Origin of the sequence: Nakamurella lactea DSM 19367, from assembly GCF_000426645.1 — a bacterium.
In the GTDB taxonomy this organism is placed as follows: domain Bacteria; phylum Actinomycetota; class Actinomycetes; order Mycobacteriales; family Nakamurellaceae; genus Nakamurella; species Nakamurella lactea.
The window spans coordinates 127749-150661 of the sequence record NZ_AUFT01000001.1 but is presented as its reverse complement, the minus strand read 5'-3'; the positions used below and the strand labels follow the sequence as shown (position 1 = coordinate 150661).

General features: G+C 65.9%; 34 protein-coding genes and 1 tRNA gene. 5 read left to right on the top strand and 30 right to left on the bottom strand.

Annotation, left to right across the window (positions count from 1 at the left end; all coding sequences use genetic code 11):
• Positions 1-49 precede the first annotated feature (49 nt).
• The 27 genes from K340_RS0100810 to K340_RS0100655 form a co-directional block, all read right to left on the bottom strand.
• A complete protein-coding gene (locus K340_RS0100810) occupies positions 50-469 on the bottom strand; it encodes a single-stranded DNA-binding protein (RefSeq protein WP_029135311.1) in 420 nt (139 codons plus the stop codon).
• An 11-nt stretch (positions 470-480) separates the two neighbouring features.
• The gene (locus tag K340_RS0100805; protein WP_154673987.1) at positions 481-1224 is read right to left on the bottom strand and encodes a helix-turn-helix transcriptional regulator; all 744 of its coding nucleotides are present in this window, start codon (positions 1222-1224) and stop codon (positions 481-483) included.
• Positions 1221-1487: a WhiB family transcriptional regulator gene (locus tag K340_RS26505; protein ID WP_051264709.1), complete on the bottom strand. Its 267-nt coding sequence runs from the start codon at positions 1485-1487 to the stop codon at positions 1221-1223. The genes K340_RS0100805 and K340_RS26505 overlap by 4 nt, the downstream gene beginning before the upstream one ends.
• Positions 1488-1602: 115 nt before the next feature.
• Positions 1603-1971: a DUF4326 domain-containing protein gene (locus K340_RS34915; RefSeq protein ID WP_211229194.1), complete on the bottom strand. Its 369-nt coding sequence runs from the start codon at positions 1969-1971 to the stop codon at positions 1603-1605.
• 148 nt (positions 1972-2119) lie between these two features.
• Positions 2120-3682, bottom strand: a complete 1563-nt coding sequence (locus tag K340_RS0100780; RefSeq protein ID WP_211229193.1) for a DNA cytosine methyltransferase — start codon at positions 3680-3682, stop codon at positions 2120-2122.
• A gap of 5 nt (positions 3683-3687) precedes the next feature.
• Entirely contained in the window at positions 3688-3900 is a 213-nt protein-coding gene (locus K340_RS35570) for a hypothetical protein (protein ID WP_154673986.1), read from the bottom strand.
• Between the two features lie 91 nt (positions 3901-3991).
• Complete coding sequence (locus tag K340_RS35565) at positions 3992-4162, bottom strand: hypothetical protein (RefSeq protein ID WP_154673985.1); 171 nt, start codon at positions 4160-4162, stop codon at positions 3992-3994.
• Positions 4155-4385 (bottom strand): hypothetical protein, encoded by a 231-nt coding sequence (locus K340_RS0100765; protein ID WP_029135307.1) that lies wholly within the window; start codon positions 4383-4385, stop codon positions 4155-4157. Before K340_RS0100765 ends, K340_RS35565 begins: the two co-directional genes overlap by 8 nt.
• A complete protein-coding gene (locus tag K340_RS0100760; RefSeq protein ID WP_029135306.1) occupies positions 4382-4774 on the bottom strand; it encodes a hypothetical protein in 393 nt (130 codons plus the stop codon). Before K340_RS0100760 ends, K340_RS0100765 begins: the two co-directional genes overlap by 4 nt.
• Positions 4774-5277: a hypothetical protein gene (locus K340_RS36360; RefSeq protein WP_051264707.1), complete on the bottom strand. Its 504-nt coding sequence runs from the start codon at positions 5275-5277 to the stop codon at positions 4774-4776. The genes K340_RS0100760 and K340_RS36360 overlap by 1 nt, the downstream gene beginning before the upstream one ends.
• Positions 5278-5374: 97 nt before the next feature.
• Complete coding sequence (locus K340_RS0100745) at positions 5375-5572, bottom strand: hypothetical protein (RefSeq protein WP_029135304.1); 198 nt, start codon at positions 5570-5572, stop codon at positions 5375-5377.
• Positions 5569-5874 (bottom strand): DUF6527 family protein, encoded by a 306-nt coding sequence (locus K340_RS0100740; protein ID WP_051264705.1) that lies wholly within the window; start codon positions 5872-5874, stop codon positions 5569-5571. The genes K340_RS0100745 and K340_RS0100740 overlap by 4 nt, the downstream gene beginning before the upstream one ends.
• Before the next feature lie 109 nt (positions 5875-5983).
• The gene (locus tag K340_RS0100735; protein WP_154673984.1) at positions 5984-6250 is read right to left on the bottom strand and encodes a hypothetical protein; all 267 of its coding nucleotides are present in this window, start codon (positions 6248-6250) and stop codon (positions 5984-5986) included.
• Positions 6247-6450: a hypothetical protein gene (locus K340_RS0100730; RefSeq protein WP_029135301.1), complete on the bottom strand. Its 204-nt coding sequence runs from the start codon at positions 6448-6450 to the stop codon at positions 6247-6249. The genes K340_RS0100735 and K340_RS0100730 overlap by 4 nt, the downstream gene beginning before the upstream one ends.
• Positions 6447-6845, bottom strand: a complete 399-nt coding sequence (locus K340_RS0100725; RefSeq protein ID WP_029135300.1) for a hypothetical protein — start codon at positions 6843-6845, stop codon at positions 6447-6449. The genes K340_RS0100730 and K340_RS0100725 overlap by 4 nt, the downstream gene beginning before the upstream one ends.
• The gene (locus K340_RS35560; protein ID WP_154673983.1) at positions 6842-7009 is read right to left on the bottom strand and encodes a hypothetical protein; all 168 of its coding nucleotides are present in this window, start codon (positions 7007-7009) and stop codon (positions 6842-6844) included. Before K340_RS35560 ends, K340_RS0100725 begins: the two co-directional genes overlap by 4 nt.
• Positions 7006-7275: a hypothetical protein gene (locus K340_RS0100715; RefSeq protein WP_029135299.1), complete on the bottom strand. Its 270-nt coding sequence runs from the start codon at positions 7273-7275 to the stop codon at positions 7006-7008. Before K340_RS0100715 ends, K340_RS35560 begins: the two co-directional genes overlap by 4 nt.
• Entirely contained in the window at positions 7275-8096 is an 822-nt protein-coding gene (gene recT, locus K340_RS26500) for a recombination protein RecT (RefSeq protein ID WP_051264703.1), read from the bottom strand. The genes K340_RS0100715 and recT overlap by 1 nt, the downstream gene beginning before the upstream one ends.
• 11 nt (positions 8097-8107) lie before the next feature.
• The gene (locus K340_RS33650; RefSeq protein ID WP_051264701.1) at positions 8108-8815 is read right to left on the bottom strand and encodes a hypothetical protein; all 708 of its coding nucleotides are present in this window, start codon (positions 8813-8815) and stop codon (positions 8108-8110) included.
• A complete protein-coding gene (locus K340_RS0100700) occupies positions 8815-9780 on the bottom strand; it encodes a YqaJ viral recombinase family nuclease (protein WP_161632033.1) in 966 nt (321 codons plus the stop codon). The genes K340_RS33650 and K340_RS0100700 overlap by 1 nt, the downstream gene beginning before the upstream one ends.
• Positions 9777-10037: a hypothetical protein gene (locus K340_RS0100695; RefSeq protein ID WP_029135297.1), complete on the bottom strand. Its 261-nt coding sequence runs from the start codon at positions 10035-10037 to the stop codon at positions 9777-9779. Before K340_RS0100695 ends, K340_RS0100700 begins: the two co-directional genes overlap by 4 nt.
• On the bottom strand, positions 10037-10234 hold the full coding sequence (locus K340_RS0100690; RefSeq protein ID WP_029135296.1) for a hypothetical protein: 198 nt from the start codon (positions 10232-10234) through the stop codon (positions 10037-10039). Before K340_RS0100690 ends, K340_RS0100695 begins: the two co-directional genes overlap by 1 nt.
• A gap of 178 nt (positions 10235-10412) precedes the next feature.
• Positions 10413-10661, bottom strand: a complete 249-nt coding sequence (locus K340_RS0100680; RefSeq protein ID WP_029135294.1) for a hypothetical protein — start codon at positions 10659-10661, stop codon at positions 10413-10415.
• A gap of 195 nt (positions 10662-10856) precedes the next feature.
• Positions 10857-11324: a hypothetical protein gene (locus K340_RS0100675; RefSeq protein WP_029135293.1), complete on the bottom strand. Its 468-nt coding sequence runs from the start codon at positions 11322-11324 to the stop codon at positions 10857-10859.
• Between the two features lie 214 nt (positions 11325-11538).
• Complete coding sequence (locus K340_RS0100670; RefSeq protein ID WP_029135292.1) at positions 11539-11733, bottom strand: histone H1/H5 family protein; 195 nt, start codon at positions 11731-11733, stop codon at positions 11539-11541.
• Positions 11734-11926: 193 nt separating this feature from the next.
• Entirely contained in the window at positions 11927-12112 is a 186-nt protein-coding gene (locus K340_RS0100660; protein WP_029135290.1) for a hypothetical protein, read from the bottom strand.
• Between the two features lie 424 nt (positions 12113-12536).
• The gene (locus K340_RS0100655) at positions 12537-12773 is read right to left on the bottom strand and encodes a helix-turn-helix domain-containing protein (protein ID WP_084613902.1); all 237 of its coding nucleotides are present in this window, start codon (positions 12771-12773) and stop codon (positions 12537-12539) included.
• Between the two features lie 118 nt (positions 12774-12891).
• Between K340_RS0100655 and K340_RS0100650 the strand changes: the two genes are divergently transcribed.
• Positions 12892-13200, top strand: coding sequence for a helix-turn-helix domain-containing protein (locus K340_RS0100650; RefSeq protein WP_029135288.1), 309 nt, complete (start codon positions 12892-12894; stop codon positions 13198-13200).
• A gap of 419 nt (positions 13201-13619) precedes the next feature.
• Positions 13620-14126: a hypothetical protein gene (locus K340_RS26490; RefSeq protein WP_154673982.1), complete on the top strand. Its 507-nt coding sequence runs from the start codon at positions 13620-13622 to the stop codon at positions 14124-14126.
• Positions 14127-14138: 12 nt separating this feature from the next.
• On the opposite strand, the gene K340_RS0100635 is transcribed toward K340_RS26490, so the two are convergent.
• Positions 14139-15362: a tyrosine-type recombinase/integrase gene (locus K340_RS0100635; protein WP_029135286.1), complete on the bottom strand. Its 1224-nt coding sequence runs from the start codon at positions 15360-15362 to the stop codon at positions 14139-14141.
• A 75-nt stretch (positions 15363-15437) separates the two neighbouring features.
• Between K340_RS0100635 and K340_RS35555 the strand changes: the two genes are divergently transcribed.
• Positions 15438-15548, top strand: a tRNA-Asn gene (locus K340_RS35555).
• Between the two features lie 113 nt (positions 15549-15661).
• Here the strand turns inward: K340_RS35555 and K340_RS0100630 are convergent.
• The gene (locus K340_RS0100630) at positions 15662-16171 is read right to left on the bottom strand and encodes a winged helix-turn-helix transcriptional regulator (protein ID WP_029135285.1); all 510 of its coding nucleotides are present in this window, start codon (positions 16169-16171) and stop codon (positions 15662-15664) included.
• Between the two features lie 103 nt (positions 16172-16274).
• Between K340_RS0100630 and K340_RS0100625 the strand changes: the two genes are divergently transcribed.
• Positions 16275-16952, top strand: a complete 678-nt coding sequence (locus K340_RS0100625) for a Type 1 glutamine amidotransferase-like domain-containing protein (RefSeq protein ID WP_029135284.1) — start codon at positions 16275-16277, stop codon at positions 16950-16952.
• 50 nt (positions 16953-17002) lie between these two features.
• Here the strand turns inward: K340_RS0100625 and K340_RS0100620 are convergent, their stop codons facing one another.
• Positions 17003-21982, bottom strand: coding sequence for a choice-of-anchor D domain-containing protein (locus tag K340_RS0100620; RefSeq protein ID WP_154673981.1), 4980 nt, complete (start codon positions 21980-21982; stop codon positions 17003-17005).
• Positions 21983-22276: 294 nt separating this feature from the next.
• On the opposite strand from K340_RS0100620, the gene K340_RS0100615 reads away from it, so the two are divergent.
• Positions 22277-22780: a DUF3145 domain-containing protein gene (locus K340_RS0100615; RefSeq protein WP_029135282.1), complete on the top strand. Its 504-nt coding sequence runs from the start codon at positions 22277-22279 to the stop codon at positions 22778-22780.
• The last annotated feature ends 133 nt before the right edge of the window (positions 22781-22913 follow it).

Genomic DNA, 22913 nt, shown 5'->3' with positions numbered 1-22913 from the left:
TTCAGTCCAAAAACCTCTCCGTTGTTACCATCCTGTTACCGAATTCCGGTCAGAAAGGCGGGGAATCGTCACCGGGAACAGCCGCCGGGACCTGCTCCCATGGATCCGCCGGCCGCTGCCCACCAGCCGAGTCCTTGGGCGCCTGGATGACCTCAGCGACCGTCGCGTCCTTCAACTCGACCTTCGACGCCTTGGTGCCGTCCTTCGTCTCCCATGAGCGGGTGTGCAGCTTCCCGGTGACGGTGACCTTCGAGCCACGGTGCAGTAGGTTGGCTACCTCTTCACCTTCCGGACCCCAGATGGAGGCGTCGAGGAACAGTGACGAGCCGTCCTGCCACTCGCCAGCCTTGTCCTTGTAGCGCTCGTTCGCGGCGACGGTGATGGATGCGACAGCCTTACCGGATGCGGTGAATCTCAGCTCCGGATCGCGGACGATATTGCCTTGGATTGTGATGTAGGGGAGTGCCATGTTGGTTCCTTTCAGGATGCGATCTTGCGGTGGCGTTCGATGGTCCGCGGCGCGAGTTGCAAACGGTCTGCGATCTCGGCGGCGGACAGTCCAGCCTTGGTGAGCTTGGCGATGGCCTCGCGACGCTCGGTGAGCTCGTCACGGAGGTCGGTGCCAGCCGTACGGATCCATTGCGCGGCGGTGGCTTCGGGGTCATCGATCGCGTCGTCATCCCAGGCGAGGGGCGGCGGTAGGTGCTTGCCCAGTTTCTTGCCCCGCTCAGACGTGCCGGGAGTCATGGCCAGTTGGTCGTAGAGTGCCGCGACCTGGCGGTGCACGGCGGCTGTCACGCGGTTGGATCGACTGCTGCTGGCATTCTTCGCGGTGACGCCAAGCGACTCGTGAGTGTGCCCGAGAGCGACCAGAGCCTTGACCCGCCTATGGCTGCCTATATTCGGGACGCGGGCACCGTCGGGCAGGTTGGCCAGCAGCTCGGCTCGGGTGACGGCAAGGATCCGTTCGGACAACGACCGGTGGATGTGCTTCTGGTCGTGGGCAACCCGCTTAAGCCCCGAGTACGCGGCGACCGGTCGGAGCGCAAAGCCTTCCGCCTCCCATTCCCGGAGCCGTTCGTATGCTGGGGCCGCGTCCACCATCGGGTCAAGGTGGCGCTTCCGACGCCAGGTCTTGGCTCGCCGGAACTGTGCCAGCTTGCACACGTCACACCTGCAACGGTCGATGAAGTAGGCACTGGAACTGCCGTGTGGTGATGTCATTTCAAGATCTCCCTGAGTTGGTCACGGGACGTCTGAATGTCGGCGTCATTGAGCAGCACCCCGGCCCACACCCCGTGTCGCTGCATGGTGTCGAGAGCGGCAGCTGCGCACCCCTTGATCAGCGGGCATCTCCAGCAAGCCTTGATCGGCTCGGCGGCGTCCCGGATCCTGGTCGGGAACCAGTCGTCTGGGTGGCCCACCTTGCGACACAAGGCGTCGTCGGGCTGGGGATCCTCACGGATTGGGGGCAGGTACGGGTTCACTTGCGCTCCCTGACATCAGCCCCGGGTATCCGCCCGAGGACTTCGAAGATCCAGCCCGTGTGCCACAGGAGCAGCAGGAGGGCTGTGGTGGTGGCGAGGCAAGCGAGGATGGTGGTCACGAGGCACCGCCGTTCGCCAGTTCCAGCAGCACATCTGCATGGCACGGCTGATCGAGCGGGCACCAGCAGGCCAAGTCCTTACCAGCCAGTGGAGATGGGTCCGCGAGGTCATGGTGGTCGTCTTCTGCCATCCACGACTTGAAGAACTCAACGGCCATCTCGCGGGCAAGCGACAGACTGCTTGGGTGTTGGTAAACGACCATCGCCCCGAGAGCAACGGCCCAGCACCTACCGCCGGCGCTACAGTCAGCCCGCATCACCCGAAACGGATTGCCCCACTTCGACGGCCGGCTGACGATTACCGCGTCGGGGTTGTCAGCCCGCCACGGATGCTGGCGGGACATCTGGATTCGCTTCGGGCTCATTCCTTGTCTCCCATCGCTTCTACCGCCGCTAGTGCCTCGTCGGCGCAGTAGCCAGGACACGGGCACAGGTCGCATTCGTGGATCTCGTACGCCTTGTCGCTCACAGGCACGAGCTGGTGGTCAGCGGCGTCATGGCCGCAGATGCAGGTCATGCCGCACCCCCCAGCGATTCGGCTACGACCGCGACGAGATCCCGTGCAGCCGGGGGAGTGACAGCGTTCCCGGCCATCCGGACCCGGTCCCGCTTCGACCCGACCCACCGGTAGTCGGCTGGGAAGCTCATGCCGGCGGCGATCTCGTGTGGTTCGAGCATCCGGAACGAGCAGTCCTCCGGATCGATCGTGGCGGGTTCCAGGACGGACTGATGGCCGTGGGTGGTGAGGGTTCGCATCGGCTCGTGAGACGGGGTGACCATCTCGGCCCCGTCGCCCTTGCTCGAGTTGTTCCGCATTAGTAGCGCGTATCGGTCGCGGGTGGTGAGCGTGCCGATCGGATCGCTCGTTGGTCGGCCGGTGTCCGACGACGAGTAGTAGGGCACCAGGAGTCCGTGGTGATTCCCGGAAGCCGCCATGGTGTCCAGCGGTTCGTTCGTGAGCTTCGGGGAGTTGGTGCCCCGCAGCATCGTCAGGATGCCCGTCTCATTGCGGGTGGTCATGGTGCGAAGCGGCTTGTTGATCGGCCGGGCCTCCTTGCCGTCTCTGCCTTCGACGGGCACCGCCAGGCCGAGGAAGTTCCCGGACGCAGTCAGTGCGGGGAGCGCGTCGGTGGTTGCCATGACCCGGTTGTCGGCCACACCTGGTGTCCGGTCGCCGCGGTGGATTGTCAGGAACTCGTGCCCGTACCTCCTGAGCCCTTCGCGGATGCGCGCCATGGTCTTGGGAGACAGCGGCTTCGTGCGGTCACCGATCCGCTGGCCTTGGATGGACCAGTCGATCGCCGTCGACGCGGGCAGCCATGCCGGTTCGACAGCCTTCCAGCAGCCGGTGCACACGTACACGTACTGCGCCCGGTACCGGCCGACCGTCTTCCCGTTCTTCCAGGACTGGCTGGTCTCCACGATCTTGTCGCAGCGCCCGCAGTAGGCCCGTGGTCGGAGGATCGAGTCGACGTCGGGGAACTTCTCGCCGACGGGGACGGCGATGATGTACAGGCGGTCCCGGGACTGCGGTGCTGGCCTGCCCATCGCCCCGGCGTGCATGGAGTTGAGGGACACGATCCGGAACTGGTAGCCCAGGTTGTGCAGGCCACGCTTCCACGACTCCCAGGCGGTGCCGTACTTCGGTTGGGTGGCAATGTCCACGACGTTCTCCACAACGACGGCCCGGTAGCGGTGGTACTCGATGAACCGGAGGACGTCAAACATCAGCAGCCGGGAACGACTGATCTCGTCCTCGTCGGTGCTGATCAGCTCGTCCGGCACGTCATCGAAAAGGCTGGGGTCGCCGCCCATCTCCACACTGAGCGCGGTCGCCTTGCTGTTGGCGATCGACCACTTGGTGCACTCCGGAGATGCCCACAGGATGTCGGTCTTCGGGAAGTTCCGGGGGTCCTCCATGTGCAGGTCGACGCAGGCGTGCTCGGTCGTCGGGTGGTTGGAGTTGTGGACGTCCACGGCCAGCTGCCAGTGATTCGCTGCCAGGGCGACATGGACGCCCGGCACCTGCACTGCGCCGGAGCTCGACCCGCCGGCGCCTGCGAAAATGTCGGTCACCGTGATCACTGGTCTCCTTCCCCAGCCCGCAGGCGATCAGCGGCGGCAGCGGCTGCTGCGAAGGCTCTTTGACTGGCGGCCCGCAGGATGGCGGCGTGAATCTCTGCCTCGAAAGCATCGACCAGCGCATCGGATTGCGCATCGTCTGTGATCCGGCGCAGGACATCGACCAGCTGACTCCTTGCCGTCCACGGGCCGCCGCTCACTAGCCGGCTCATGCCCACACCGCCCGGACGTCAGACACCAGGCGGGGCAGCAGCACCAGCACCGACACGGCCCAGAGGATGAGGATGGCGGGGACGAGGCGGGTCATGATGTGGCCTCGGCGCCAACCGTTCCGTGCGCCCGCTTCTGATGCTCGGCGAACGTCAGGATCGTCTTGTCGTCGCAGCACTTGAAGACCTCGACCAGTTGCGCCTGGTTCAGCGCCACTACCTGACGTCGGCGGTCCTTGCGTTCCTTGCTGTTATTCCTAGGCATGGTCGTGTTCCGTTCTGTCGGCGGCAATGTCAGCCGCGAGCGATGGGTTGATGCGTTCGAGTTGTTGCGCCAGCCGAACTGGACACGTCGCCTCGTGGTCGGGCTCGTACCGGCGGCAGAGCTCGCACGCTCGGGGCAGTCGGTTGATGCGACGTTGCACCCGTGTGGCTTCGATGCTGCGTGCCAGAGCGCCAAGGAGATCGATGGGTTCGTGCTCGGTCACGGCTCCACCCCTGCGTCGGCGATGGCCTGTCTGACAAGACGTGAGCACTCGTCAAGATCTTCGGACCGCCAGGTGTTGCCCAGACCGCGCATGATTGCCTGCCGCTTGGACTCCTGGTCCCACTTGTCCGCCAGCGCCAGCACCGCCCGAAGCGCCTGCGCCAGTTGCGGTGTGGCGTTGCGGTAGAGGGCTATAAGCTCGGCGTCGGTCTGCTCGTGAATGCCCGTGGTGTAGGCAATGTCCCGGACGTACCCTTCGGAGCCATCGTCCAGCGATACGCACCAAGCCGGGGTCGCGCCGGGGATGAGTCCGTGCTCGTCGTCGGCGCGCCACGGCCTCTCGGTTGCTGCCTTGTCTGCCGCCTCCAGTGCGGCCAAGCTGATGGTCATCAGTACCGACTTCCTTCCTGGCCCGGATCGTTGGATCCGGTGCATGTGTGCTCGTGGAAAGTGGCTCGGGGGCAACGCTTGTTGCCGCAGTCGGGACACACGATCATGAAGCGGGCGGGGAATCGACCGGCAGCAAGCTCCCGTTGGATCTCCACGTCCTGGCATCGTGAGCACCAGCAGCAGGGGCGATAGTCCTGCATCACGTGCTTCAAGGCGTGCTGGTTGGCAGCGGCAAGAGCTTCGGCGTGGGTGGGGAACTGCTCATCGACGAGGCCAGGCCGATGGTTGAAATCGCATCCGTACCACCATTTGCCGTACATCTTCACGACGGCCGAGCGGGTAGTCAGGGTGGCTCGTAGGTACCGCTCCCGCAGCGTCGGCCCCTTCTCGTTCGCGGGGAAGTGAACCGGACAGTCGGGGTTCGGATCCATTGCCCCACCCGGCTCCACGATTCCGTAGTAGGTCCAAGGGTTCTCGACCGGGAAGCACTCGCACTCGCTCATCGAAGCACCCCGCAGATGACCGCAGCCGCCACGATGATCAGCAGCAGCGCCAGGCCACCCAGGTAGACCGAGCGGGCGGACTCCATGGGGGCGCTCATCAGTCCTCCTCAGCAGCGAGGCGCAGACGGTCGGCAGCGGCACGCCATCCCCAGTAGCTCCCAAAGTGCTCGGGCGCTTCGGTATCCAGTAGCGCCGCCGCTTCAAGGAATGTGACGCGCCGGATCTCCAAGATGACATCGACCGAGACGCCGCTGCCTACAGGCACGGTGGGGATGAAGTTCATTAGGTCGCTCATGTCTCGTCCTCGTCATCCCCGGCGCCGTACCATCGCACGGGGGGAAGTGGCACCATGTCGACGGTTTGCCCGGCGAACGCATGAGTGCAGTCGGACAGGAACTCCCAGCGCCCAGCCTTGAGGAATGAGTGGCAGCGGATGTTCTCAGCGCCACCCTGAACCAGGATCGACGGGGAGATGGTCGGCGCATCCCTGTTGCAGTCCCAGTCCCAGGCGCCCTGACCGATGATCCTGACGCCGTGCAGGAAATCGCAAGCGGGGCACTGCATGTAAATCATGTCATGCAAGAGTCGGGTGTTCACAATTCCTCCTGATCTTCAGCGCCGATCCGATCGCAGATGGCGCAAAACCCTGCGATCTCCGGACCCTCGGCGTAGACGGTGTGGGCTGGGGAATGGCATATGCAGCAGGTCATTCGGGATCACCTGTCCAGGTGGTCCACGCGATCTCGGACGGGTTGTACGAGTCCGACCATGCGGTCCACTGCGTCCGACGCTTGCGGAACGTCACGGTGCAGTAGCGACCTTCGGCCCGGTGTGCATCAACGACTTCCCGCGCTCGGGACTCATCGACACCCCGGACTACTTGACCGAAGCCAGGCAGCCAAACCGCGTACTCGATCGCGGTCACTTCGGCATCGACGCGCTGGTGGACGTCACTAGGATCGATGCTCATCACGCACCGTCCCGGATCAGATCGCCCAGCACGTCCGGATCGTCAGCCCCGGACTCGATCGCATCCCGGATCGCGTCACCTTCTGCGACGAATGCTTCCCACTCGGTGGTGGTGAGGGAGACGCCGGCATCGCGGTGGTTGCAGGTGTCCTCCAGCTCCACGACGATGCACTCCTGGTCGCGGGAGATGTAGTAGTCAGTCATGGCTGCTTCACCGTGATCTCAGCCTCGCCGACGTAGGTCAGGTGGTTGTCGAAGTCGTGGTAGGCAATCAGGATGCGGGAGTCGATGCCCCAGGCCAGCGGGTCACTGTTGCCGATCTCTAGGATCAGGTACCTGTTGCCGCTGACACGGTGCCGCCAGATCTGGCCCGGCTTGAACTCCGGCTTTGGGCGCTCGATCAGCTCGAACGTCCGACGAACCCCAGGAGTTGTCTTCGGTGCCCGGAAAGACTCGAAGTTCCCGCCGTCCGTGAACCAGTTGTCGTCCAGGTCTGTGACCACACACTCAACCGTGACCGTGGTCCCGTTGTCGTGATGGTCGATCCCGCGCACCCGGTCCCCGACTCGGATGTCCTCGAACTTGATGGGTGTGCTCATGACACCTTCTCCTGTTCGTAGTCGTATGCCTTGCCGCGCTCACGTTCCGCGCGCCGCTGATCCTGTGCGCGCTCGTGGTCCTCGTAGATCAGGTCGGCAATGTCGCCGTCGTAGCCCTCGCGTTCGGCTCGGCGGCAGAGGTGTTGGTACTGACGGGTGTTCACTGGTCGGCGTCCGTGTCGGGCTCGGCGATCAGGTTTGCGTAATCGTCGTAGTCGACCAACACGGTGCGGGCCGGTACATGCTCGGCCTTCTGGCGCTTGCCCAATTCGACACTGAGGACTGGCCAGATGTAGCGGGTCTGCACTCCTGCATTGGCATCGGCCGCCCAGTTGGCGGCATAGAGGGAACTGGTGAACACCTGCACGGGCCACACGCCACGCTGCATCCCCAGGTGGGTGATCTTGGGGGGTTCGACGTTATCGGCCATCAGGACTCGCCACCCTCGGAGACGACGACGCCCTCGACCGGTGCCTCTTCCAGCTGCGGCTGCACATACTCGGTTGCCTGCGCGACGTCGGCGGTGGGGGAGTAGTCGACCCGCACGCCCTCGTCGGCGCTGATTGCGTTGGCGAACTCGGTGGACTTGGGCATCCACTTGGCCAGCATCCGCACGACCGTCTTCAAGGCCATGCTGTCGAAGTTGTCGACCCACGGACCGAAGCTCTTCATCTTGGAGAACTTGTCGCGGTGCGCCTCGACGTCGGCCTTGCTGGCGTAGATGAACGAGTGGCCGCCACCCTTAAACTTGACGATGGCGTAGTACCCGGTGACGGGACCGCGGTCGCCGTTGAGCAAAGGCTTGTGGATCAACGAGTCTGCGAGGCCGTAGTCCACGTCGAAGTGGTCGCGCTCGTGGACCTCCCGGGCGATCAAGGATGCGACCTGACCGGTGCGGTGGGCCAACTCAACGAGGCCCTGATAGCCGATCACCAGCTGCGCCTGCATCACGCCCTTGGACCGGAACGGCAGGACCCAGGCGTGACCCAGAACGCCTGGGCGTAGCCCTAATTGCGCGCACGTCATCAAAGCCCCGAGCACCGAAGCCGGCGTGCACTCGGCAAGCTGAGGGTTGGTGTTGATCGCGGTGATCGCGTCACGCACCAGCTGCGCCGCCTCCGAGCCGCGAGGCATAGCCAGCGCGAACTGCGATTCCATCCGGCCGATCTGTTCCTTGATCGTCGGCGGACGGTTCGGTGCAGTCTGCTGCTCGACCTGTTCGGCGGCGCGGGCTGCGAGATTCGATGCCATAGTGGTGCCTCTCAGTTGTCGAAGAAGAAGGAGATGCGGACCTGGTCGTTGGTCAGTCCGTAGGTCGCAGCCAGCGAGCACAGGGACACCAGGAACTTCGACCAACTCGAACCGGCCGACTCAAGGTGATTGGTCGTCCACTGAATCGTGCGCCAGCCAGATGCACCCTGGCCTTCACTGGAGCGACCGCAACCCTCGGCCTCCCAGTTCTCCAGATAGCGGTATCCGTCTTCCCCGGTGGACTGAAAGATCTCCTGCATCCGGGCCGCGAATTTGTCAGGGTCATCGAGTCCCTGACTGAGTAGGTACTGGCTCATCGCGGACGCGGTTTTCTTGCGTCGCACCCACATCCGGTGCGTTGTAGTCGATTCGGTCCAGGTGTGCCGCAGCAACTCCGTCAGGGTGAAGTAACTGTGCGAGTGGCCGTCGACGCCCCACCGGTCCGACTCGGCGCGGTATTGCTCGGATGCATCGTCGGCAATCCCGCGGGGTTCGGAGATCGGCACGGTCGGGTCCCCGAGATCGGTACCGGCGAAGCCGCGGCCATTTCGAACGCCAGCCAAGATGGCGAACAGGTCGTAGTTTCGCCCGCGGAACGTAGCTTCCAGGCTGGTGTATTCGTCCTCCGTCCCAGCGTCCGCGACCACTGGTTCGGTTGTGGTGCGCCAGGTTCCATCGTCGCTCTGCACTTCGGTGTACAGGTGAATGTCGCAGCCCATCAGATTTCCTTCCAGGGGGCGCGCTTCGCGGGGATGCGGAGCACGCGGGATTCGGTGGTGTTCATGTACGGGGTGAGGTCCAGGCCGTCAGCCTCGGCGGCGGAACGGTCGAACCTGGTGGTGCTCCGCGCCTTGCGGGTGGCGGCGACCTGGCCGTCGATCACAAGGTGGTCGCCGTCGCCCAAGGCTTGGATGATCTCGGCCTCGGCGGCGTCCTTGATCTTCGTGACCCGCTTGATCTCGTCGGCCGCCCACTGACGGGTGGTGATCTGCACGTCCACCTCGGCCGAGCCGTCCACCCGGTGACGCTCAACGGTCGGGTACTCGTCGGCGACGGTGCCGCGATCCAGCCACGTCAGCTCAGGCTCGACCTCGCCGAGAACGTTGTGCACCCAGAAGGTTTCGGCCGCATCGATCAGCACATCGATCAGCTTCTGGTCGCGCTGCACAGGCTTGATCACCGGATCGTCATCGCCCAGGGCCGCAATCACCCAGCCATGAGTGAGACCGGTAACGGCCATGTACCACTGGATCTGAATCTCGGCGTGGTCCGCGATGCCGTCGGCCCAGTCATGCCGTCCCACCCAGTAGCTCGCCGTCTTCGCTTCCAGGATCCCGTCGCCGGAGATCCCATCAGTCGACCCGAGCATCCAAGGCCGCTCGACGTTCCTCTGCATGGGTAGAGACGCAACCGCCCGGCCCGTCTGCTCGGCGAACCAATCCAGCAGTGGGCGCTCCAGTGCGTTGCCCCGCATGATCGGCCACGAGTGAGCGTCCTTGCCCTGCCCAGTCTTCGACAGCCAGATGTCGCGGGGGCTGGAGTACTTGTTCATGCCCAGGATCGCCGACACGTCGGAGCCGCCGATGCCAGTGGAGCGCTTCGCCAGCCAGTCCTCACGGTGACCGGAGACGACCGACACGGATTCAGGGCAAGGGTGCAATGGGTCTACTTCTGCGGCGGTCACGATGCCACCGCCTGCCGCGCATAGGTCTTGGCGATGGCCTCGTGCACCATGCGCTCAACCGCGTTGCGACCGTGGGCATCGACGATCTGGCAGATGGCCTCGAAGACCAGCCGCTCTACCGTCTCGTCGGTGCCGTGGATCCGGACGTCCTTCATGCCGATGAGCCACTCGCCGTCGTCACAACGGGTCACGTCCACGAAGTATGGGTCAGCGGGGATCGGGAAGCTCAGCACGCCGTTGCCGATTTGCAGGTCCATCACAGTTCCACCGGCCCAATCGGATCCCAGCGCTTGGCCCTCGGGTCAGGCTGGCTGGTCCAGGTCACGGCGTCCTGTAGGTACAGGTTGCCGTTCGAGTCGGTCATGAGGTCGTAGCGCTGGTAGCCGACGGGCACGAAGTAGGGCAGCGGCTTGGGTTGCTGGCCTCGGGGTGCTGATCCGTATTCGAAGATCACGACGGACGCTCCTGGTGGTATGCAGGCCGCACAACGGATCGGCCTAGGCGAATGTCGAACACGAGCCGCCGACGACGATGCAACCTGGCCTCGATCTCGGGGCGCATGTTGCTGGGGTCGTGGTGGCTGGTTGGTCCGTGTGCGTCGGGGAGGATGATGAAGGCGTCGGCGAGAGTGGTCATGACTCGCTGCCGTACAGGTTGTCGCACTCGTCATCGAAGTCGGCGTTGTGGAACACGAGCTGTTCCCAGTCGACCTCAACGAACTCGGCCGGGTAGAAGTCGACCGGATCGTCAACGTGTTGCAGCGCATGGCCGATCGTGTTGCGCTTCGAGAATGGGCGACGGATGAAGCCGACCAGCAGGACGGCCACGAGTAGCAGGTTCAGTCCCGCGATGATGAGGACCACGGAAACAACGGTGTTCACTGGAACTCCTTGGGTGAGGGGTGGATCCATCCGAACCAGCCACATGAGCACCGGTGGATGACGTGGCCGCGAAGTACGTACGTACGTCCAGAGAATTGATTGCCAGAGAGCGGACTGCCCTCCGGTGTCAGTTCATGACCGGGGCGAGAGTGTTCCCACCATCGGTTCTTGCTGCGCTGGTCCACGACGGAACTCCTAAGGGATGCGCGTACCCATCAGGGCAGCGATTGACATCAGCTCTCGGCGTCGGGCATCAATGGCCCGGACGCTGGCATGGCAACCAAGTTCGTCGGCTGCTTCCCGGATCTGCTGCTGTGCCCGCTCATCTCGTGAGTCGATGCGTGCAACGATCCGGGACAGTTCGTCGTCTCTGTGTTGCTGGTATTCCCTGGCACGCAATGCCTCACGCGCTTGACGATCACGGGCAGCGGCGGCAGAACGTTTGCCGTCGACCTTGTGGCCCATCAACTTCTGGACCGCGACCCGGTTTCGCTGGACGGGGAAGTAACGCGGCGTCTCGGGCAACTTGTAGGCCGCACCATTCGGGTAGCTGAACAGTGCGTGACCGTCCGCGTCGTCGCCCGTGTACGTCCAACCCTGGTCGATCAGCCAGTCTGCGAACGAACGGATCTCGGCGTGGGAGAATCGGGGGAGTGTGGTCATGCCGACCCCTTGGATTTCCCGACTGGGCAGGACCGGGAATGGAGACCAGTCTCCGTGAAGCAGAACGCACACTCCGAATCGTCGTCGCTAAGCCCTCTACCCGACCCCGCCCCGACAAGGGTCGTCGGGCTCGATGCGACAGATCCCTGCCGGTAGCAGTGCGGCGTTCGCCTTAGTGGCTCGACGGCATTCGGTCGCGCGTCATCTCGCGCGCTCATGCGTCTGCCTGCCGCTCGAACCACTCGTTGAACACGGTGACCTTGATCAGGTAGCGGCCGTTGTCCAGCTTCTTGGCCGGTAGGTGATCGTTCGGATTCGTAGTGTGGATGTACTTCTTGATCTGCTCCCGACTCATACCCGTTGCCGCAACAGCTTCGGGGAGTGTGAGGAACAGCTTCGGCGCGGTCATCGGGTGCTCTCCGTGATGTAGTGCTCGACCAGTTCAACGACGGCGTATCGGCGGGGGTTCGAGCCATCCCAGTCCGCCGCGTAGCTCTCGGCCTGGGCGATGGCCATGCTGAGATCTCTGTACGGTCCATACAGGCTGGTACTGCGGTAGCCGGTGGAGTTCTCGCTGAGAACCGCCCACTTGGTCGGCGCGCTCACTGGGCCAACTCCGAGATCGGCTTGGGAACATCACGACCAACGAGCCGGCGAGTGGCGCCGCAGTTCGGGGTGGTGCAGACGGCGATGATCGGCGCTCGCAACTTCCATGGCGCCTGGTATTGATAGGTGCGGGTGGTGCAGGCTGATGCGTGCACGGTGAGCGGTGTCGGGGTTGACTTCATGGTCGGTCCTTCCGGTCGGGGTGGGGGATTGGTGTCGGTGCGCTGTGGGCGTCGATGGCGCGCCCCGTTCGGTCGGCATGACCGTTCGCCGCTACTGGCAGCGCTTGCACCCGATGCGTGGCAGGCATAGCCACTGGGTGCGGATACGTGCCCCGGCCCGACTTGAACTCGGCGGCCAGCCATCCACGCGCTCGGAGGTCCGTGCGGCACTGGGCTGGGCGGGGCATTGCTGATTGGTGTTGCATCACAAGCGATCCGGGACATACCGGCCCTCGTGTGCCGCGCTCGGATTCCGTTCCCTACCAGTGGTGGGTTCCTTCGGCTGCCTGGCCGACCTCACTTGGCGTGTAGCAACACCCGATGGCGTGGGTGCTCCCGTATCTACGTCCGTGCGCTGTATGGAGTTGTGAAGGATCGGGTCCCTTTAGGACGGCTGCGACTGTGCAGCCTCGATCTCGGCGAACCACCTGAGTGGGGTCACTCCGAGCGCACGGCCGAGGGCATACAGCTGGTCCCAGGTGAACGGGATCGAGCCGTTGAGCCGGCGGCCTAACGTGACGCGATTGATTCCAGAAGCGGCGGCCAAGTCGGCTTGACTCCGACCCGACCGGGCAACTTCGGCTTGCACGACCTGTAGCAGCGCTGCCGTCTGGTTAACCATGATGGTTACTGTAGACCCCAGATCGGTTCTGAACAACACCAGATCGGTTAATCACCCGATCGGCGGATTCCGTCACCCGTTCCGGTATCTAGTACGCCAGATCTGTACTCTCCTGATCATGAACGACGACCGGTTGTACGAGCGCTACGTGCGCCTGGCTGTGACAGTGCTGATGAAGGAACTAGGCGTGAGCGGCCGGGAGTTGGCAACCCGACTTGGCACGTCGCCAGGTGAGATCTCACGGACGACGACCTCGAACATGGAGAGCCAGAACTCTCGGACGCTGAGCATCGACAAGGCGTGGGCCTACGCGTCTGCCCTTGGGGTCACGATGTCTGAGGTTGTGGAGCAGGCCGAGGCGTTGATGGCGCGCTCGGAGGTGCTGTGGGTTGACGATGATGACGCAAACGGGGGAGAGGCGGGGTGATCCCTGCCACGAATACACCCGTTCGTGTTGCGCGCGTTCACCCTGACTGCTATTGCCTACGGAGCGTGTCGCCCCGTAACCTCTGCCGGTAAGGAGTTAACCAATGGGGTCGGGCTCGGGTCGGATGGGGCGCAGGGGAATGCATTCTGTAGATCGATGGATGGATCAGCACGGGATCAACGTCTACGTGACGGATCTGCCGGCGGGCCGGGCGGCTCTCTATCTTGCGGGGCTGCAACACGTCGAGGTGTCAGAGAGGCTGACGCCGTTCCGGCGGCGGGCGGCTCTGCAGAAGGTGATGGCGTTAGGTCAGGAGCGTTGTCTGGGATGCATGGTCGATGGCGAGACTCACGAGGTGATCCCCCGACTCGCACGGAGGATGTCCGCTACTCAGGTTGCTTGAAAGGAAGCTGATCACCATGGCGCAATGGCCATTGAAGACGCTCGATGGCGTGATGACGCTGAACACGGATGCGAAGACGATCCGATGTGCCGGCCAGGGCGGGTCGCTGGAAGGCGCCGTTGCCACGGTGGACAGTGCCGGGAACCTGGACAAGCGGATCACCGCGTCCCGGATCCTGCTGACCGGAGTCTTCGCGCTGGCGTGGCAGAAGAAGAAGGACAACCGCGAGCTGTACATCCTGGTCGACGCTCCCGAGTACTCGATGGCGATGCGCGTTGACCCGAAGCTGTCGAACGATGCACGCAAGTTCGCGGCCGGGATCAACACGATCGCCAAGGGCGGCACGGTCAATGGCGCGAACCTCGGAACAGCTGCCGCCACGAAGGCGATCACCGACGACAAGGCGCGGCGTCGCAAGGAGCGCAAGGCGGCCGGGAAGAACCCGCTACTCCCGAGCGACTGGGCCTACATCGTGGTCTTCACGGCCATCGCCATTGCCATCATCATCGGGATCGTGTCGTAGCTGATCGCGACGTCATGTGGCGGTTTCACCCGAGGGCAATCCCAACCGCTCGGCTACCCGCTCCAACGCCTGCCGGGCCAATGCCTGCGGCACGTGTTGGTATCCGCGGGACGTGACGATCGACGCGTGTCCCATGATGGCGATGACGGTCTGGGGATCCACGTCGGCCTCCAGGAGCAGCGTCGCGGTGGTGTGCCGCGCTTCGTGCAGGTGCCAGTGGCGGCCTTCGGGTAACGCTACCTTCGCGGCGTCCTGTAGGGCCTTCCATACGGCTCGGTCGTCGTCGGGGTCACGCGGTTCGCCTGTCGCGTCGGGCCACACGAGATCGTGCGGCGAGGCCGGCGCTTCACGCTTCCATCCTCGGAGCGCGGCGGCCATCCAGGGCACGAGCGGGATGATGCGCTTGCCGCTCTTGGACTTGGGGCGCACGAGGCAGACCGCGCCGTACAGGATCCTGTACTCGTATCCATCGGGCACCTGGAGGAACCGTTGCGGGCAATCGCCGCCGAACTTGCGGCCACACTTCGGGTCGCAGCCGTGGGCGTAGGGGAGCGCCTGTAGCTGCCAAGACACGTCGAGTGTGTTGCGTGCGAGGTCGACACACTGCCACGTCAGCCCCAGACACTCACCCTGACGCATGCCCTGTAGCAGCGCGGCGACCCAGCGGGATCCGTCGGGGAGTTGGGCTGCGGTGGCGAGTAGCGCGCGGCCATCGTCACCGGGGATCGCATCTCGATCGTTCGTCGCTATCTTCGGCAGCTCCACCACAAAGACAGGGGCCGGAACCTTGTGACCCTCGGCCAGTGCATCGCGCAGCATCTTGACGGTGACAGTCTGGTGGCCGCGCGCCGTGGTCGAGTTCCCTCCATCGGCCTTGACCTTGGCAGCAACGGCCCGCACATCGGCCGGAGTGAGCTTATCCAGATCCTTGTGACCGATCGTCGGGATGATGTAGCTGACGGTGGTCCGATAGCCGAGCCACGTCTTGGGCCGGACGCGTGATGCCTGCCGCTCCAGCCACTCGTCGGCCCATGCCTTGACCTTCGTGGATTTGATCGTGAGCGTGCCCTCGTTCTTCGCGCGCAGCAGCTTGCGTTCCTCGACCTCGGCGGCCTTCTTGCCCTTCTCGCCTTTGGGCTTGACGCTGCGTTTGATCCTGCGCCGGCCGCCACTCTTGGTGTAGCCCGCGTCGATCTTCGCCCACCACACACCGTTCGCGTCTTCGTACACCGCCATGACTGTTACCGCCTTGGTTGCTGGTGAGGCCGGGGACCCATTCAGGGACCCATAGGTTACCACGGGACCCCGTAGCGCCCTGTAGACATTTTGCCTGATGGGAGCCTATGAATGATACATCTGGACGGCCCAACCTTCTGACTGTTAATCGGACGGTTGCTGGTTCGAGTCCAGCCGGGGGAGCCAGGACCAGGTGAAATGCCCAGGAAACCCCCTCTCGCCAGGGGGTTTCTTGCGTCTCCCAGGGGGTTTCTTGCGTTTCTGGGGCACCCGTCATCGCGGCTGCGCGATCGTTGGCGCTAGCCTGCCTGCTCGACCGCGGCTTCGTATGCCGCCTGCAGCTCGGCGAAAACCGACGGCGTCCCCGCCGGGCGCGGAATGCCGAGATGCTGCTCGCGCAGCTCGTCCATGAACCTGTCCCACAGCTCGGGCCCGCCCCGCTCGAGCAGCTCGGCGCGGACGGAGAGCTCGTGGCCGGCCGGCATGTGTCGCCGCCCCCAGGAGCCGAGTGCCGCCATCACCGGCACCAGCTGCACGCCCGCTTCGGTGAGGCTGTAGCGGATCTTCTGCCGGTGGGTCTCGTCGGCGGACCGCCACAACAGCCCGTTGGCGACCAGCCGCCGCAGCCGGTCGGCGAGGATGTTGGACGCGATCCCCTCCTGCGACCTCGTCAGCAGCTCGCGGAAGTAGTGCCGATCGCCGAACATCACGTCGCGCAGGACCACCAGCGACCACCGGTCGCCCAGCACCTCGACGGCCAGGTTGATCGGGCAACCCGACCGGTGCACCACGTCTTGGAAGTCAGCCATCAGGCTGATAGTACTTCGCAACCGGTTGTGCTAGCGTCTCGCCAACTACTCGCACTTTGCAACCAGTTCTCCCCGGCGACCGTCGGTCACAAGAAGGCTCATCATGAAACTGCTACTCACCTCCGGCGGAGTCACCAACACCAGCATCCGCACAGCGTTGGTCGATCTGTTGGGGAAGCCGATCAGCGAGTCGAGCGCGCTGTTCATCCCGACGGCGCAGTGGGGCCAGCCGGCCTGCTCGCCCGCATCGGTGTGGCGGTCGATCGCCGGCGAGTGGGGGGACGACCCCGGACTGTGCGGCCTGGGCTGGAAATCGATCGGCGTCCTCGAGCTCACCGCACTGCCGAGCATCGCCGAGGACCGCTGGGTTCCGTGGGTCCGCGAGGCAGACGTCCTGTTGGTCGACGGCGGCGAGGCGATCTACCTCTGCCATTGGATGCGGCAATCGGGGCTGGCCGATCTGCTTCCGTCGCTGCGGGACACCGTCTGGGTCGGAGTGAGTGCCGGCAGCATGGTGATGACGCCTCGGATCGGCCGCGAGTTCGTCGACTGGCACCCCGACGGCGGTGACGAGGTTCTGGGCGTCGTCGACTTCTCGATCTTTCCGCATCTGGATTACCCGGGCTGGTCCAGCAACACGCTCGACCGCGCGCGCAGCTGGGCGACGAGGATCCCGGGACCGGCGTATGCGATCGACGACCAAACGGCCATTTCGGTGGTCGACGGCACCGTCGAGGTGCTGTCCGAGGGTCACTGGGAACTGCTCACGCCGTCGGCATGATGAACGGCGATCGCCTGCTCTGCCCTTGAGCCGGCCCCGCCGGGCGCTGACTAATGCCGAGGGCCGGACCCGGTGTGCCGACCCGGGTTAGCGCTGCGCCGGGCTGCGGCCCGGAGCCAGAGCCCCAGCAGCACCAGCAGCCCGCCGACCGCAAGCAGTTGCCAGGTGGGCGAACCGGTGTAGGCGATCTGCTGCTCCGTCGGCCGTGACGTGCCGTTGGTGCCGGGTGCTGTCGGCTGGGTAGTGATCGGTGGCGGTCCGGCCGACACCACGAAGCCGACGGTGGCAGTGACACCGGACGTCAGCCCGATCAGCTCGACCGTGTGGTTCACCGTCGCCAGGGTGTTCGGCACGGTGAACCGAACCGATGCGATCCCGGCGGCGTCGGCATGCACGACCCCGAGATCGATCGGTTGCGAGTGCAGCCACGCCTGCACCGGTTCGCCCGGGTCGAACCCGGAGCCGCTGACCGTCTGCGGATCGCCCTGCCGGACCGTCCCGGTAGCCGCGGTCGCGGCGGGTGGCGCGGTTGACCTGGGTGCCGCCGTTGAGGTGGGTGCAGTTGTTGACGTGGGCGCTGTGGTCGAGGTGGGCGCCCTCGTTGAAGTGGGCGTCGTTGTCGCGGTCGGCGCAGTGGTCTGCGTCGCCCTGGTCGACGTTGTTTTCCTCGGGGTGGATGTGGTTGGGGTGGTCGCCGTCGGGGTGGTCGTGGTGGTCGCCGTCGTCTCGGTGGTCGGAGTGGTCGGAGTGGTCTCGGTGGTCTCGGTGGTCTCGGTGGTCTCGGTGGTCTCGGTGATCGGAGTGGTCTCGGTGGTCTCGGTCGTTGGCGTGGTTTCGGTCGTCGACGGAGTCGTGTCCGTTCCGCTGCTACCGGACAGATCGACCTCGAGGTAGCGCACCACAGCGGTGTCGCCGTCCAGCGGGCTCGGCCCGGTCAGCGCCAGAGTGGCCGAATCGGATCCCGTTGCGCCCGGCCGATAGCTCACCGAGAGGGTGCAGGACCCGGCGGCCGCGAGCACGGTATTGCTGCACTCGTCCTTCGTCACCGCGAAGGCCGGGTCACCGCCGGCCTCGAGCCCGCCCAAGGTAACGGCCGATCCGGAGCCGTTGGTCACCGTCACCGCCTGCTCGTCACCGACCTGCCCGGGGGAGACCGAGCCGAAGTTCAGCGTCGTGGGCGTGGCCTGCAGTGGGCTCAGTCCGGTTCCGTCGAGTTCGTCGAGGGCGTACTGGTAGCCGGCCTGCGTTCCCGATGCGTTGACCTGCGCCCGCAGGATCCCGGGCCGCCCGAACGGGCCCAGTGGCCGGAACCGGACATCGACCGTGCAGGTCTGCGCCGGCTGCAGAGTCGCGCCGCTGCAGGTGTCGGCGGACAGCGGATAGTCCCCGATCGGAGTCCCGTCGACGGGCTGGTCGGCGACGTCCAGCGCGCCCAGGGTGATCGGCCGGTCCGAGTCGTCGGTCAGCGTCAGCGTGCGCGCCGCGCTCTGCGCGCCGAGTGCGACCTCGCCGAACGGAGCCGCCCCGGTCACGGTGATCGGCGGGACGTCGAACAGCTGGTAGGCGTGCCCGACCTCGCGCACCCGATTGTTCTCGGCGTCGGCGATGTAGACGTTGCCACCGCCGTCGGCCGTGACTCCGCCGACGGTGCTGAGCTGCCCGCAGCATTCGCCCCGCGACCCCTCACCGGCGATGTGGTGCAGATAGCCGGCGGGATCGATGAATTGCACATCGTAGTCGTCGGCGAACAGCACCCCGCCGCCCTGGGTGGCGGTGGGATTGGGGCTGTCCACCGGTTCGTCAGCCGCCGGTCTGCCGTCCTGACCCAGACCGGCGGTCCCGGTCCCGGCAATGCTCGAGATGGTTCCGTCGGGATCGACGGCGCGCAGTTCGTGGTGCTCGATGTCGCCGAGGTAGAGCACACCGAGCGGGCTGATGTCCAGGTACACCGGCCCGAGCCGGGCCTGCGTCGCCGGGCCACCGTCGCCGCTGGAGCCATCGACGCCGCTCCCGGCATAGGCCGTGACGGCGCCGGCGGGGCTGATCCGCCACACCCGGCGCGCGGACCAGTCGGCGACGTACAGATTGCCCGCGAGGTCGACGGTGACGTCGGCCAGCTGTCCGAGGCCCTCGGTCCCTGGCACCGTCGCCTTGGTTCCGTCGGGGGCGACCTTGATGATCGAGTGGCCGGTCGCGACATACAGGTTCCCGGCCGTATCGAGGTCGAGTTGGCCGCTGGACGGATGGCCGTCGGCGTCCGCTCCGGTGTCCAACTCGCCGGAGAGATCGGCAAACCTGACCAGCCCGGACGCATCGACCTTGGCGATGCCGGGCGGGATCGGCGTCGGGTGGTAGGTGGTGTTGGGCGCGACCGTCGAGTACGAGACGTAAGCGGTTCCGTCGGCGGCAACAGCGACATCCTTGACCGGCGCCGGTGCCTCGGCGATGCAGCCGCACAGGTCGGTCTGCAGCGGGTCGGAGCTGGCGACGCCCGGCTGAATCGTCGATGGTGTCGAGCCCTGTTCACCGACGCCCAGACCGGTCCCGGCGATGGTGAAGATCGTCCCGGGCGCCGGCGGTTCGATGTCCAGGGTGAGATCGACGCTCGTCTCGCCGATCGACACGGTGATGACCGCGATGGTCGGCTCGCTGACCGGACGCACCGAGATCGACAGATCCCGCTCCCAGGTGGCGCCGGAGATGTCGCCGTCGCCGTCTTCGGTGACGGCGTAGCCGGGCCGGCCGTCCACCAGCGGCAACGACACCAGATCGGGCCGGTCGGTGGACAGCGAGATCACCTTGGTGTCGCCCTCGACAGCGATGTTCCACGGCCGGGCCAGCGCGACCATGATGCTGATCGGCTCTCCCGCCGACGCCGTGGAGTTGTCGGCATAACCGCCTCCCTCGAAGTGTGCGTAGTTCAGCTGCACCGGGGGAACCAGGGTCACGGCGAGCTGCGCCGAACCGGAGGTGTCGGAGGCCGTCAGCACGACCGACCGCTTGCCATTGTTGGTGGGGTTCCAGTCTTCCGGCAGCGCGATCGGGTGCGGGGTGACGGTCACCGTGACGCCGGTGCGCCCGGCCGGCACCAGCACCGACGCCGGTATCGATGCGAGTTCGGGGTCGGCGCTGCGCAACGTGACGACGTGCCCACCGGCCGGTGCGTGACCGTTGAGCCGGACGGTGACCGGGAACGGCACGTCACTGCTGATCGGCAGCGGGTCGTCGGGAACGGACAACGCGGTCACCTGCACCGGCTGCACGGTGAGAGTCGCTGTGGCCGAGGAGCTTCCGGTCTTGGCCGTGAGTTTCACGGCGGTGGCCGCGACGACGGTCGTGGTGCTGACGACGACGGTGCCCGACCTCTTGCCCGGATCGATCACCAGCACGCCCGGTACCGACGCCGCGGAACCGGAGCTGGCCAGGTCGACGGAGGTGCCCCCGTTCGGTGCGGTGCCGTCCACGGTGACGGTGGCCGTCACCGGCTCGCCGCCGGCGACCGTGCTGGGCTCGAGGGTCAGCCCGGTGACCAGTGGCGGCCGGACGGTGACGGTGGCCGCCTTGGACACTCCGGCCGAAGTCGCCGTGAGCACCACCTCGGTGCTGCTCACGGCACCCTGCCCGGTGATCGTGAAGGTCGCCGTGGTTGCGCCCTTGGTGACGGTGACCGAAGCCGGGAGGTCGATCAGTTCGCTATCCGCCGTCAGCGAGACCTCGGTGTCGGCCGTCGCGGCCTTCGCCAGCGTCACGGTCGCGGTTGTCGAAACACCGTCCGGGAGAACGGCATCGGCGATGGTCAGCCCGGACGGCGGCGTGCACGACCCGCCGGCGGTGTTGGCGGCGATCACGTGATCGGTGCCGCCGACGGTCGCGACCAGCGAGTTGTCCGTCGACGTCATGGACACGCCGGCGCCGCCGGTGGGGAAGGTGCTGCCGAGCTGATGTCCGTCGCCGGTGGCGTACATCGCCACGCCGACGGTGTCCACCAGGCCGATCGCGTCGCCACAGGGGCTGAACTGCCAGAAGGCCGACCCGGCGGTGATGTTCTGGCTTCTGGTCGCTCCGCTGCTCAGATTGATCAGCGCCCAGCCGATCGTCGTTCCGTTCGGCAGCCGATGGGCCTCGACGAAGCTGCGGCCGTCCGGGCCGAACCCGGAGCCCTCGGCGCCGATCTTGTCGTTCGAACCGATCGGGGGCTCGGTTAGCGTGATCGTGCCGGACGCCCACGCGGTACCGCCGTCGCTGGTCCGGATGACGGTCGTCGTCAGCTGGGTGGCACTCGTGCTGGTCTTGATCTCCAGGTAGCCGCCGCCGGGCGCGAAGCCGAAGGCGTCGGGCGCCGGTCCGGGGTCCGACCACACGACCCGCCCGGTCGGCAGCTCATAGAGTTTCGCGGAGGTTGCCGACCAGGCGAGTAAGTGGGTGTCGTCGGGGCTGAAGCCCTCGCTGTCGACCGCTTCGGTGGTCAACCGGGTCGCCCCGGTGTGTGCGTCGATGACGAAGACCGACGGCGTGGCGCCGGCCGGGATCTCCAGCAGGTAGCCACCTTGGGGGCTGAAGCCGTAGGCCGCGGGCGCGCCGGTCTGCGACCACACCTGGTGATCGACCGACGTCAGGTCCCACAGCTGGGCGAAGTCGCTGCCGAACGCCAGGAACTCATCGTCGCCCGGGCTGAATCCCCATTGCGGCTTCTCCGACAGCGCCAGGTGCAGGGTCGCGACCCGCTGCTGGTCCTTGCTGCGGGTGATGACCAGGGTGGCGTTGGTGGCGTCCTGGCCGTACTGCACGGTGTAAGCCCCCGACGGCGAGGTGCCGTCGGCCTTGAACGGTGCCGGCGGCTTGACCGCCGGCTTCGTCGAGGCGGGATCGACGAACGGTCCGGTCTTGTCGCACCCGCAGCCCGGTGCGGCCGCTGCGGAGGCCGTCGGCGGCAGCCCGGGGAGCAGGCCGGCGGTGAGCAGCAACAGCAGGCCGAGGACGGTGGCCAGGGCGGCGGACACCGTCCGCCACGGGCGCCGGCAGGAAACCATGGGCGGCAACCTATGGCGGGAAATGTCCCGTTGTCAGGGGCCTGGTGTCCCGAACGGCCGGGACGTTTTGTGCCCTGGGTCCGGGATGGCGGGGATGCCTGGCGCCACACGCGGGCCGTGCTGCGCTGGCGCTCACCCGTCACAGGGTGCACAATGTGCTCAGGCGTCGCTGCGGTTTCCGGCCGCGGTCGGTCTGCCGAGCACGTCACAACTGCAGACGGAGACACACTCGAGCACCGCGCTCGGTTCCACGTTGGGGAAGACGACGGAGCCGAAAGACAGCGGAGGTGCGTGATGGCTGGTCAGTCACTGGCACGGGGTGTGGTGTACATCCACTCGGCGCCGGCAGCGATCTGCCCGCATGCCGAGTGGGCGATTTCGTCTGTCCTGGGTAGCCGCGTCACCCTGACCTGGACCGACCAACCGGCCTCGCCGGGACTGCTGCGTGCCGAGGTGTCCTGGTCCGGCGAGGTGGGCACCGGCAGTCGCATCGCCGCGGCGCTCAGGGCCTGGCCGATGCTGCGCTTCGAGATCACCGAAGAGCCCAGCCCCGGCGCCGACGGTGAGCGCATCTGCCACCTGCCCGGCCGGGCGATCTGGCGGGCCAACACCGCCGCGAACGGCGACATCGTGGTCGGTGAGGACCGGATCAGGGCATTGCTGGCCCACGGCTTCGGTGCGGAGAAGCTCACCCACGAGCTGAACCAGCTGCTCGGGGCCGACATCGACGCCGAACTCGAGCCGTACCGCAGGGCCGGTGACGGCGCGCCCGTCACCTGGCTGCATCAGGTCGTCTGACGCCCGTCGGATCGCGGGATTCGTCACAGCCGAGCAACGATCGCGCGGGCTGCCGCGTCCTGAACGCGAGCATGCCGAGCTACGACGGGCACAATGGCCGTCGGCGCAGCGATCGGTGAACGGTCGAGAAGAC

What these genes read in the sequence shown, in the direction of transcription:
- K340_RS0100810 (WP_029135311.1), bottom strand. Translation starts at nt 469, where the DNA reads ATGGCACTCCCCTACATCACAATCCAAGGCAATATCGTCCGCGATCCG.
- K340_RS0100805 (WP_154673987.1), bottom strand. Translation starts at nt 1,224, where the DNA reads ATGACATCACCACACGGCAGTTCCAGTGCCTACTTCATCGACCGTTGC.
- K340_RS34915 (WP_211229194.1), bottom strand. Translation starts at nt 1,971, where the DNA reads ATGAGCCCGAAGCGAATCCAGATGTCCCGCCAGCATCCGTGGCGGGCT.
- K340_RS35570 (WP_154673986.1), bottom strand. Translation starts at nt 3,900, where the DNA reads ATGAGCCGGCTAGTGAGCGGCGGCCCGTGGACGGCAAGGAGTCAGCTG.
- K340_RS35565 (WP_154673985.1), bottom strand. Translation starts at nt 4,162, where the DNA reads ATGCCTAGGAATAACAGCAAGGAACGCAAGGACCGCCGACGTCAGGTA.
- K340_RS0100760 (WP_029135306.1), bottom strand. Translation starts at nt 4,774, where the DNA reads ATGACCATCAGCTTGGCCGCACTGGAGGCGGCAGACAAGGCAGCAACC.
- K340_RS36360 (WP_051264707.1), bottom strand. Translation starts at nt 5,277, where the DNA reads ATGAGCGAGTGCGAGTGCTTCCCGGTCGAGAACCCTTGGACCTACTAC.
- K340_RS0100745 (WP_029135304.1), bottom strand. Translation starts at nt 5,572, where the DNA reads ATGAGCGACCTAATGAACTTCATCCCCACCGTGCCTGTAGGCAGCGGC.
- K340_RS0100730 (WP_029135301.1), bottom strand. Translation starts at nt 6,450, where the DNA reads ATGACTGACTACTACATCTCCCGCGACCAGGAGTGCATCGTCGTGGAG.
- K340_RS0100725 (WP_029135300.1), bottom strand. Translation starts at nt 6,845, where the DNA reads ATGAGCACACCCATCAAGTTCGAGGACATCCGAGTCGGGGACCGGGTG.
- K340_RS0100715 (WP_029135299.1), bottom strand. Translation starts at nt 7,275, where the DNA reads ATGGCCGATAACGTCGAACCCCCCAAGATCACCCACCTGGGGATGCAG.
- recT (WP_051264703.1), bottom strand. Translation starts at nt 8,096, where the DNA reads ATGGCATCGAATCTCGCAGCCCGCGCCGCCGAACAGGTCGAGCAGCAG.
- K340_RS33650 (WP_051264701.1), bottom strand. Translation starts at nt 8,815, where the DNA reads ATGGGCTGCGACATTCACCTGTACACCGAAGTGCAGAGCGACGATGGA.
- K340_RS0100695 (WP_029135297.1), bottom strand. Translation starts at nt 10,037, where the DNA reads ATGGACCTGCAAATCGGCAACGGCGTGCTGAGCTTCCCGATCCCCGCT.
- K340_RS0100675 (WP_029135293.1), bottom strand. Translation starts at nt 11,324, where the DNA reads ATGACCACACTCCCCCGATTCTCCCACGCCGAGATCCGTTCGTTCGCA.
- K340_RS0100670 (WP_029135292.1), bottom strand. Translation starts at nt 11,733, where the DNA reads ATGACCGCGCCGAAGCTGTTCCTCACACTCCCCGAAGCTGTTGCGGCA.
- K340_RS0100660 (WP_029135290.1), bottom strand. Translation starts at nt 12,112, where the DNA reads ATGAAGTCAACCCCGACACCGCTCACCGTGCACGCATCAGCCTGCACC.
- K340_RS0100655 (WP_084613902.1), bottom strand. Translation starts at nt 12,773, where the DNA reads ATGGTTAACCAGACGGCAGCGCTGCTACAGGTCGTGCAAGCCGAAGTT.
- K340_RS0100650 (WP_029135288.1), top strand. Translation starts at nt 12,892, where the DNA reads ATGAACGACGACCGGTTGTACGAGCGCTACGTGCGCCTGGCTGTGACA.
- K340_RS26490 (WP_154673982.1), top strand. Translation starts at nt 13,620, where the DNA reads ATGGCGCAATGGCCATTGAAGACGCTCGATGGCGTGATGACGCTGAAC.
- K340_RS0100635 (WP_029135286.1), bottom strand. Translation starts at nt 15,362, where the DNA reads ATGGCGGTGTACGAAGACGCGAACGGTGTGTGGTGGGCGAAGATCGAC.
- K340_RS0100630 (WP_029135285.1), bottom strand. Translation starts at nt 16,171, where the DNA reads ATGGCTGACTTCCAAGACGTGGTGCACCGGTCGGGTTGCCCGATCAAC.
- K340_RS0100625 (WP_029135284.1), top strand. Translation starts at nt 16,275, where the DNA reads ATGAAACTGCTACTCACCTCCGGCGGAGTCACCAACACCAGCATCCGC.
- K340_RS0100620 (WP_154673981.1), bottom strand. Translation starts at nt 21,982, where the DNA reads ATGGTTTCCTGCCGGCGCCCGTGGCGGACGGTGTCCGCCGCCCTGGCC.
- K340_RS0100615 (WP_029135282.1), top strand. Translation starts at nt 22,277, where the DNA reads ATGGCTGGTCAGTCACTGGCACGGGGTGTGGTGTACATCCACTCGGCG.